Source organism: Thalassolituus sp. UBA6592 (genome assembly GCF_002433655.1).
Lineage (GTDB): Bacteria > Pseudomonadota > Gammaproteobacteria > Pseudomonadales > Oceanobacteraceae > Venatoribacter.
The window spans coordinates 1-6,143 of the sequence record NZ_DJIO01000060.1 but is presented as its reverse complement, the minus strand read 5'-3'; the positions used below and the strand labels follow the sequence as shown (position 1 = coordinate 6,143).

Here is a 6,143-nt window from a genome sequence, read left to right as displayed (position 1 = left end):
ACACTTTCCAGGCGTGCTCCTTCGACCACTCGGACACCTCACCTAACTGAGCACTGCTCAGAGGCCGCGTACTATACGTAGAGGAGCCTGCGGCGTCAACACTAAAATCTCCTAATTCGTTGTTTTTATGAAGATTTTATTGGCCAGCTCTGTACAAAGTCCGAAATCGCCAGCTCTGGCACAGGTTTCGGCGTGGTGTTCACACGCCCCAGATAAACAAAGCCAACGATTTCTTCGTTGTCTTTCAGACCGAGTCCTGCGGCGATTTTACGGTTATAAGCGACATCGCCGGTACGCCAGATGGCACCGATGTCTAATGCATAGGCTGCATTCAACATATTCTGTACGCCCGCACCAGTCGACAGCAGCTGTTCTTCGCGCGGCACTTTTGGGTGGTCAGTAACTGTACAGATGGCAATCACGATCAAAGGTGCGCGCATGGGCATATTGAGCAATTTAGTCTGTTTGTCCTCTGCCAAAGTCTGCCAATTATCGGTCGATTCAAGGAACAGACGTCCCAACTGTTGGCGCTCATCACCCCGCACCGTAAGATAGCGACTCGGCCGCATCCACGCATGATCCGGGGCTCTGAGGGCTGCAAGGAACAGTTTTTCTTCTTCGTCAGGGGTAAGGTCAGGTCCGGTCAGCTGTGCAACTGACACTCGTTTACTTAATGCCTGTATAGCATTCATATCAACACTCAAATCAATAAACTGGTAATATGATTATTGTAACCTCAGTGAGTTCCGAAAACTGCCTTTCGGTTAAGCGTCTTGCTGTCATTCCGCATTCTGGGTATATACATGCTGTTACTTGGAGATTCTGGTACCATTGTGTCATCAGTAACAATAATAAAAATGATTAAAAAGCTGAGCGACCAACATGCCTAATATACAAGATGGGACTCAATTTTCGGAGACATCTCTGCCGAAGCAGGATTATATGGCCCGCGTTCTGGGCTATGGCGTTGCCTGCGCCACGGTCATTGTGGGTGCGATCATTGGATACTTTGAACAGTACGTACTGATCGCTGCGGCGGTATGCATCATTTATCCGCATCTGGTCTTTTTTCTCAGCCGCCCGTTCCGCTTCCGCCGTTCTTACACTACCCGTCAGTTTCTGATTCACGGCGATGCTATTCTGTGCGGCCTGTTTCTGGCCTACATTGACTTGCCGGTCGAGCTGAGCGTGCTTTTCCTGATCATGATAAACACCACCTTTATCATTGTTGGCAGTATCACGGCCTGGGCATTCTGCATTATTTCACTGATATCCGGTGCCGCCGGTGGCGTCCTCATTTTTGGCTATGACAAACCAGACCCGGTTCCCCAGGTTCTGTTTCTGACCTGTGCAGCCGGTGTTGCCTTCCACCTGGCAATGTCAGCGTTTAATAACAACCGTCAGGCCCGGGATCTGATCCGCCTGAAGAAAAAATTCCAGGGTCAGGTAGAGCGCTTCCAGGCCCTGTCTCATCAGGTATCGAAATACGTAGCGCCGCAGGTATGGGAATCCATTTTCAGCGGACGTCGTCAGGCAAAGCTGGAAACCCAGCGTAAAAAGCTGGTTATTTTCTTTTCCGATATCGTTGGTTTCTCGTCTCTGTCGGAACAGATTGAAGCGGAATCCTTCACCGATCTGTTAAACCAGTACCTGACTGAAATGTCGCGCATTGCACTTAAATACGGTGGCACCATCGATAAGTTCATCGGTGACGGCATTATGATTTTCTTCGGTGACCCGAAAAGTAAAGGCACCAAGCGCGACGCCCTCGCCTGCGTTTCCATGGCCATCGAAATGCGCCGTCATATGCTGAAGCTGCGCAAGCAATGGGCCGAGCACGGCATGACAGCACCTCTGCAGATCCGTATGGGTATCAACACCGGTTACTGCACCGTCGGTAACTTTGGCACCGAAAGCCGCATGGATTACACCATCATCGGTAAAGAGGTGAACCTGGCATCACGACTGGAAAGCGAAGCGGATTCCGGTGAGATTCTGATTTCCCATGAAACTTATGCGCTGATCAAAGACAAAATTATCTGTCGTCAGCGTGGCAGTGCGCAGGTAAAAGGCTTCCGTGATCCGGTACCTGTCTATCAGGTAGTGGATTACCGCCGCGATCTGGGTTCCAACCCGAGCTTTATTAATTACGAGTCAGAAGGTTTCTCTCTTTATATTGAGAGTGATCGGGTACGAGATGAAGACCGGGAAAAGGTAGCGGACTCCCTGGTCAGAGCAGCAGCTAAGCTGCGCAGCCAGGGCATTACCGCCAACAAAGTTAAAACAGAAAAGACTACTGACGCGGAAGGCGGAAATTCACAGCCTCACCGCTATCCTCCGAAGTTCGGAACGGATTGATATCCAGACCACCGCGACGCACATAGCGGGCGTATACCGTGAGCGACTCGGGCTTACATTTCAGCCACAGATCACGGAACGTCCGCTCGACGCAATGCTCATGAAAATCCTGATGCTGACGCAGCGATACGATATAAGCCAGTAAACCGGCTTCATCGATGCGCGGGCCTTTGTAGCGGATAAACAGACTGCCCCAGTCCGGCTGACCGGTAACCGGACAGTTGGATTTCAGCAGATGACTGCAGATCCAGCCGTCAAACTGACCTTCTCCGCATTGCAGCAGGCTGTCATCCAGCTCATAAGAACTGACTTCGATATCCAGGTTATCAATGCACAGAGCTTCCGGCGCATCCGGAAACACGTGATAGACAGGGTAAAAAACAACCTTCACCTGCGCCCCCACCGCTGCTGACAGATCCTTTTCCATCAGCTGGCGTACATCGCTGCCATTTTCAAAACGGGTCTGATTAAAAGAATTCAGATACAGCTTGAACGACTTGGATTCCACCAGATACCGACTGCTGGCCGGAATACGGAATTCCGCCAGCGCCACCAGCGGCTTACCCTTCAGATTCAGCCAGGAAATTTCATAACCGTTCCAGATATCTTCACCAAAAAACGGCACTTCATGGCGGTCAAGACCATGAGCCTTCCAGCTTTCTTCACGCTCGATCGGGAACAGCAGACTGGCGTCATACTGATCGCGGTATTCAGAGCTTTTACCTAACGGATTATGTTCACTTGTTACAGATGCCATAAGTACCTTACTGACGCATACCTTTACCACGCTTCAGCAGCCACAGACTGTAGCCACCAAGCAGCACAATAAACACCACCAGCATCGCCAGTGAGAACCAGACGTTAACGTCGGAAACGCCGAGGATACCGTAGCGGAAGGTATTTACCATATACAGAATAGGATTAAACATCGAAATGCCACGCCAGAAGTCCGGCAACAGGCTGATCGAATAGAAAACCCCACCCAGGTACGTCAGCGGCGTGATGATAAAGGTCGGCACAATGGAAATATCATCAAACTTGGTCGCCATCATGGCATTAATAAAGCCACCAATAGAGAACAGGATGGCCGACAGCAGAATAACCAGCACCATCACAGCAACATTGTGCACCTGCAGGTGGGTAAAATAGAGCGACAACAGCGTCACGATGATGCCCACACCGATACCACGGGCGACACCGCCGGAGATGTAACCGATCAGAATGGTAATCGGACGCACGGGCGACACCATCAGCTCTTCCACGCTGCGCTGCCATTTATTGCTGAAAAACGACGAAGCAACGTTGCCATACGAGTTGGTGATCACGCTCATCATAATCAGACCAGGCACGATAAAGGACATGTAGTTCACGCCATCCATATCGCCGATGCGCGAGCCGATCAGTTGTCCGAAAATCACAAAGTACAGCGTCATGGTAATGGCCGGCGGTAACAGCGTCTGTTGCCAGATACGCATAAAGCGGCGGATTTCTTTTACCAGGATGGTCTTGAATGCCACCCACTGAATACGGGCGTCGGTCATGCGTTATCCTCCCGTACCAGGCCTACGAACATTTCTTCCAGACGGTTGGATTTGGTTCTCATACTGCGGACTTCAATCCCCTTTTCGGTTAATCCGGCAAACAAGGCATTCAGACTCTGCCCTTTCTGTACTTCGGCTTCTATGCAGTCAGTGGTCATCTGACGCAGAGTGAAACCTTCCACCTCCGGCATCTGCTCCAGCGGCTGATGCAGATCGAGAATAAAGGTCTCCGTATTCAGCTGGCTCAGCAGCGCACGCACACTGGTGCGCTGAATGATTTCGCCGTGATTGATGATGGCGATGTTGCGGCACAGCTGCTCTGCTTCTTCCAGATAGTGCGTGGTCAGGATAATGGTCGTCCCGGACTTATTCAGATCCTGCATAAACTCCCACATGGAACGACGCAGTTCGATGTCCACACCCGCAGTAGGCTCATCCAGAATCAGCACTTTAGGGTTGTGAATCAGCGCCCGGGCAATCATCAGACGACGCTTCATACCACCCGAGAGCATGCGCGACTGCTGGTCACGCTTGTCCCACAGATCCAGTGCTTTCAGCAGTTCTTCAGCCCGTGGCAAAGCTTCAGCGGCAGTCAGGCCAAAGTAACCGGCCTGAGTGACGACGATGTCGATCACTTTCTCAAACTGGTTAAAGTTGAATTCCTGTGGCACAACCCCCAGATCACGACGGGCCTGGAATGCACTGGTATTCACATCGTGCCCCATCACCTCGGCCGAACCGGATGTTTTTTGCACCAGACCCGATAGAATACCCAGCGTGGTGGATTTACCGGCGCCGTTCGGGCCGAGTAACGCGAAGAAGTCTCCCTGCTCCACTTCAAGGCTGATGCCTTTGAGAGCCTGGAAACCGTTGCCGTAGACCTTACTCAGGTCACGTACCAGCAGAGCGGGTACCTTCATTAACAAACCTTTTGAATAAAATTTTTGGATTTATATGAGCGAACGATTAAACGATCTGACCCAGCGACTGCATCAGGTCGGCGAGCGCCTGCGCAAAGCTCAGCCGCAGTCGGCCGGCGTCATAAGCGACGAGATTCTACACCAGCTTGATCAGGTAATTGACCAGCTGAGGGAACATTCTGGTGCAGGATATCAGGAAGGTCACGACTGGGTGGTACAGATTTTCACCCATCTGCCCCAGCTGAACCCAGTGATAGACCGGGATATCCTGTGGTATTTCGGTGGTGACTGCCTGCATTTCCTCACTGACGATGAGATCGCATTGTTCCAGCAGCTGGACGAAAAAGAAGCGGAAGCCGAAAGTAACGGTGAGGATTTTGACCGTACCGCGGAGAAAGCCAGGCTTTCTGCTGCTGATTAAACAAAAGAAAAACGGCGAGAAGGAAAGCGCGGACGATTACGCGCTGAGACTGTGGCTTCCCCACATAAAATTCATGGTTAACTGTCAGATGGAATATTCCCGCTTGTTATCAGCCCAGCATTTAAAGCCTGATTTAATGCCTGGCTGAACATCCGGCCCAAGGTCCGGTACTTCACGCAGAAATACTGAAGACATCCGTTGGGCGGAAATAAAATGGATCTCTGAAACCACTGACCTGCATACGGCCCTCTTCCGATCTGCAAAAACCAGGTCTGAAGAGTTGCGCCTGCTAACTGATGAAGGTCGTCAGTGACATCGGTCAGAGATCCAAAAGCGTTAACTGCTGGCCTCAGGCCAGCAGCACAGTCCCACCTTCAACTTTGACCTGATAGCGCTTTACCGCTACAGAATCGTCTTCCAGGCATTCGCCGGTCGACAGATCAAAGTGCTGTTTATACAGCGGCGACGCCACCACCGGGCGCTCACCTATGGAGCCTACGATGCCGCGTGACAGCACATTGGCTTTGCCGAACGGATCAAAATTGTTGATGGCATAAAGGGTTTCGCTGTTGCCCCAGCGAAACACGGCAACCTGCTCGCCATTTACCAGTGCACAGACACCCGTGTCCGGATCGATATCGGTCAGTTGGCAGACAGTAGTCCAGTCAGTCATGGTTAAAACCTCAAATAATCAGTGAAAGAAGCAGTTCAGATGCGTTACACGGGGGTTGTTAAACCCCGCTATCCAGACTGACCAGTTCAATACGCTCCGCTTCGGTTGCCGGGCGACGCTGTCCACGCTCACGCACGTAGTACAGATTCTTATCGGCCTCATCAGCATTGATAAAGTGGCTGAAGCGTTTGAGCTTTTCAGGTGACTCAATGGTGGTTTTCCATTCGCAC

Annotated in this window: 7 protein-coding genes; 2 read left to right on the top strand and 5 right to left on the bottom strand. The window is 51.3% G+C overall.

What is annotated here, in order from left to right; all coding sequences use genetic code 11:
* Positions 1-125: 125 nt before the first annotated feature.
* Positions 126-662, bottom strand: a complete 537-nt coding sequence (locus B2Z72_RS05410) for a nitroreductase family protein (protein WP_296984092.1) — start codon at positions 660-662, stop codon at positions 126-128.
* A 280-nt stretch (positions 663-942) separates the two neighbouring features.
* On the opposite strand from B2Z72_RS05410, the gene B2Z72_RS05405 reads away from it, so the two are divergent.
* A complete protein-coding gene (locus B2Z72_RS05405; RefSeq protein WP_296984093.1) occupies positions 943-2,358 on the top strand; it encodes an adenylate/guanylate cyclase domain-containing protein in 1,416 nt (471 codons plus the stop codon).
* Here the strand turns inward: B2Z72_RS05405 and queF are convergent.
* Genes queF through B2Z72_RS05390 form a run of 3 tightly spaced genes read right to left on the bottom strand, consistent with a single transcriptional unit; the run spans position 2,294 to position 4,819 of the window.
* Complete coding sequence (gene queF, locus B2Z72_RS05400) at positions 2,294-3,115, bottom strand: NADPH-dependent 7-cyano-7-deazaguanine reductase QueF (protein WP_296984094.1); 822 nt, start codon at positions 3,113-3,115, stop codon at positions 2,294-2,296. The two genes, B2Z72_RS05405 and queF, sit on opposite strands and share 65 nt — an antisense overlap.
* 7 nt (positions 3,116-3,122) lie before the next feature.
* On the bottom strand, positions 3,123-3,899 hold the full coding sequence (locus tag B2Z72_RS05395) for an ABC transporter permease (RefSeq protein WP_296984095.1): 777 nt from the start codon (positions 3,897-3,899) through the stop codon (positions 3,123-3,125).
* Complete coding sequence (locus B2Z72_RS05390) at positions 3,896-4,819, bottom strand: ABC transporter ATP-binding protein (protein WP_296984098.1); 924 nt, start codon at positions 4,817-4,819, stop codon at positions 3,896-3,898. The genes B2Z72_RS05395 and B2Z72_RS05390 overlap by 4 nt, the downstream gene beginning before the upstream one ends.
* 34 nt (positions 4,820-4,853) lie before the next feature.
* Between B2Z72_RS05390 and B2Z72_RS05385 the strand changes: the two genes are divergently transcribed.
* Positions 4,854-5,240, top strand: coding sequence for a PA2817 family protein (locus B2Z72_RS05385; RefSeq protein ID WP_296984099.1), 387 nt, complete (start codon positions 4,854-4,856; stop codon positions 5,238-5,240).
* A gap of 349 nt (positions 5,241-5,589) precedes the next feature.
* On the opposite strand, the gene nirD is transcribed toward B2Z72_RS05385, so the two are convergent.
* Positions 5,590-5,913: a nitrite reductase small subunit NirD gene (gene nirD / locus B2Z72_RS05380; RefSeq protein WP_296984100.1), complete on the bottom strand. Its 324-nt coding sequence runs from the start codon at positions 5,911-5,913 to the stop codon at positions 5,590-5,592.
* Between the last annotated feature and the right edge of the window lie 230 nt (positions 5,914-6,143).

Coding starts and splice junctions, on each gene's coding strand:
- B2Z72_RS05405 (WP_296984093.1), top strand. CDS start 943: ATGGCCCGCGTTCTGGGCTATGGCGTTGCCTGCGCCACGGTCATTGTG.
- queF (WP_296984094.1), bottom strand. CDS start 3,115: ATGGCATCTGTAACAAGTGAACATAATCCGTTAGGTAAAAGCTCTGAA.
- B2Z72_RS05395 (WP_296984095.1), bottom strand. CDS start 3,899: ATGACCGACGCCCGTATTCAGTGGGTGGCATTCAAGACCATCCTGGTA.
- B2Z72_RS05390 (WP_296984098.1), bottom strand. CDS start 4,819: ATGAAGGTACCCGCTCTGCTGGTACGTGACCTGAGTAAGGTCTACGGC.
- B2Z72_RS05385 (WP_296984099.1), top strand. CDS start 4,854: ATGAGCGAACGATTAAACGATCTGACCCAGCGACTGCATCAGGTCGGC.
- nirD (WP_296984100.1), bottom strand. CDS start 5,913: ATGACTGACTGGACTACTGTCTGCCAACTGACCGATATCGATCCGGAC.